1 protein-coding gene is annotated in these 2,812 nt (G+C 63.1%); it reads right to left on the bottom strand.

All coding sequences use genetic code 11. The features are described 5' to 3' along the window. Positions 1–2,812, bottom strand: a 2,812-nt coding sequence (locus ACXJ7R_RS29290) for a beta strand repeat-containing protein (protein WP_457154875.1), incomplete at both ends; no start/stop codon positions are given.

Below are 2,812 nucleotides of genomic sequence, written 5' to 3'. Positions count from 1 at the left end.
GCCGGTGTACCTTGCAAATCGAGGAAGTCCGCGGCCGAGCTAAAATCGGTAACCACGTCATACCCTGTGATCGTACCGGCATTGCCGCTACCTCCAACAATGGCCACCGATTGTCCGGAATTGACGATAAAGGTGTCCGCACCTCCGCTACCCGTTACGGTGTCGGCACCGCCGCCGCCCGTAATGGTGTCGTCTCCGTTGCCTCCACCGCCGTTGATCGTGTCATTGCCGGATCCGCCGGTCAGGGTGTCATCACCGCCGTTTCCGGAACTGCCGGTGATATTGAAGGCCCCGGTCGTGACTGCGCTTGCGTCGACGACAAGGTCTCCGTTTCCTGTAATAYCGGATCCGTCAATCGTCAGCGTACCGTTGTTCTGAAAGGTGGACGCGAAGATGAACGTGTCGGTATGATTTCCGTTGTTGGAATCGATCAACACGAGCGATTCGAAGTTCGTGAGCAGCGTAGTACTTCCCGTGCCATCCCCAAATGTATGAGTCCCGAGGCTGCCGTCGGATATGGTCAACGTATCGTTGCCTGAACCGCCAGTTATCTTGTCGCCATTGTTCAGAGTGGCATCTGTACCATTTACGTTGTTTGTACCGGACGTGTAGAAAACGGTATCTGTGCCCGTCGTCAGCGTGAACGGGTTTGGGCTGTTTACGGAATTCACGGAAATTGCAATCGTGTCCGTGTCGGTTAGCGCTCCAGCGTCGCTGGTTGCGACCTGGATGGACGCCGAGCCGCTGAAGCCCGATGTCGGTGCGAAACTCAGCCCGTTCAGTGCAGCATTGATGGCGGCATCCGTGCCGCTGAACGTCATCGTGCCGTCAGAGGTGCCGTCGCCGACTGTGAACGACAGGCCAGAAGTGCCATTGAGCGTGATGGCCCCGTTGGTTGCGGCCAGCGTCACTGTGTGGCTGGTATTGTCCACATCAGAAACACTGATGGCGTTGCCGTTCGCCGTGCTGAACACCTTTGCCGTATTCGTGTTGGTCGTCTGTGCAGCTGGCACACCATTCACCGGCGCGTCGTTGGCGCCGTCGATGGTGACGACGAGCTGTGCTGTGTYGGTGAGGTTGCCCGGATCCTTGACTGTGTAGGTGAAGGTGTCGGTCAGCGTGCCGCCGGCATTGAGCGCCTGGACGGTGGCATTGCCGTTGTTGACGGCATAGCTGTAGCTGCCGTCGGGATTGAGCGTCAGCGTGCCGTACTGGCCTGCCAGGCCGGTGCCGACCGTGCCGTTTGTGCCCGAGCCGGCCTCGGTGCCGGTGCGGATCGCCGAAACCAGCAGCGAGACGGTGGCGTTGTCGACGTCGCTGTCGGCTCCCGGCCCAGTGGTGATAACGTTGCCGGTCGCATTGGTGCCTGCGGTGCCGTTGGCGGTGCCGCCCGCCTCAGTGGCCGAGCCGATGTCGTTGGCCGCTACGGGTGCGTCGTTGACCGGCGTGACGCTGATCGTGACGCTGTGCGAGACACTGCCGTCGGTGCCGTCGCTCGCAACGACGGTGACGGTCCGAGCCGTGGTCGTCGGCGCGTCGCTGGTGTTGTTGTAGACGATCCCGTCGAGGATCGTCTGGTAGGTGGCCTGGGAAGCCGAGCCGGTGATCGACAGAATGCCGGTGCTTGCGGTGTAGAGCACCGTCAGTCCGGCTGCGGCCGCCGTGGCGCTGGCGTTGAGCGACAGGGATTCGATTGCATTCCCATCGGGTCGCGCCGTGAGCGTCGCCGTCAACGACGTCAGGTTCGCCGAGTCGACGTCCGTCACCGTCGCCAAAGGCGCGATCACCAGCGGCGTCTGCTCGGTGAACGAAGCCGTCGCGTCATTGCCGGCGCCCACGCCGTTCAGATCAATGACCGGCGCGTCGTTGGTGCCGGTGATGGCGAAGTTCACTGCGGTGCTGGCGGTGCCGGTGCTGCCGTCCTTGACATAGACAGTGAAGTTGTCGCTGACGCTGGCGCCCTGTGCCAATCCATTGGTGTCGGTGTCAGCGTTGTCGAGAGCGTAGCTCACCACGCCCGTGCCGGTGGTCAGTGTGGCGGTGCCGTAGGTGCCGGTCTTGGTGTAGGTCACCCCGCCATTGCCGGTCGCCCAGCCATTGGTGGTCAGTGCCGTGCCGTCGTAGACAGCCGCGTCGCCTGCGTCCACATCGCCCTTGGTCAGCGCGATGCTGGCCGAAGCCGTACCCGCTGTACCAGCGCCGGCTTCCACCAGCTGTACGCTCTGCGGGCCAGCGGTGACGGTTGGGCCGTCGTTGGTACCGGTCACCGTGATCTGCAGCGTCGTAGTGTTCGACACCGCATTGAATGGATCCTTGTCGGTGTAGGTGAACGTGTCTACCGCTGTGACCCCAGCAGCGAGGCTGTTGGCGGTGTCCGCCACGTAGCTGTACGAGCCGTCGGTATTCAGCGTCAGGTGACCGTAGGTGCCGGCGAGCGAGGCGCCGACTCCCACGCCCTGCGTTACGGCGCCGGCGCCCGCGACCACACCGGACACCACCAGCGTGTTGTTGGCATTGTCGACGTCTGTGTCGGCCACCGATCCACTCGTGGTGCCTCTGATCACACCATTCGCGGCAGACACAGTGAGGGTCGCATCTTCCAGCACTGCTCCGGTGTCGGCGTTGGCGACCGGGCTGTCGTTGGTGCCGGTGATGGTGATGGTGACGGTCTGCGTCGCCGTCGCGCCCTTGTCGTCGGTGACCGTGGCGGTGAACGACTGCGTGTCGCTCTCGCCCTCGGCCAGATGATCGGCCGCACCCTGATCGAGCGCRAAGCTCCAGGCGCCCGTCGTCGGGTTGATCGCAAAYGCGC

The organism is Mesorhizobium sp. P5_C1 (genome assembly GCF_054049815.1).
This window is presented reverse-complemented; position numbering and strand designations above follow the sequence as displayed.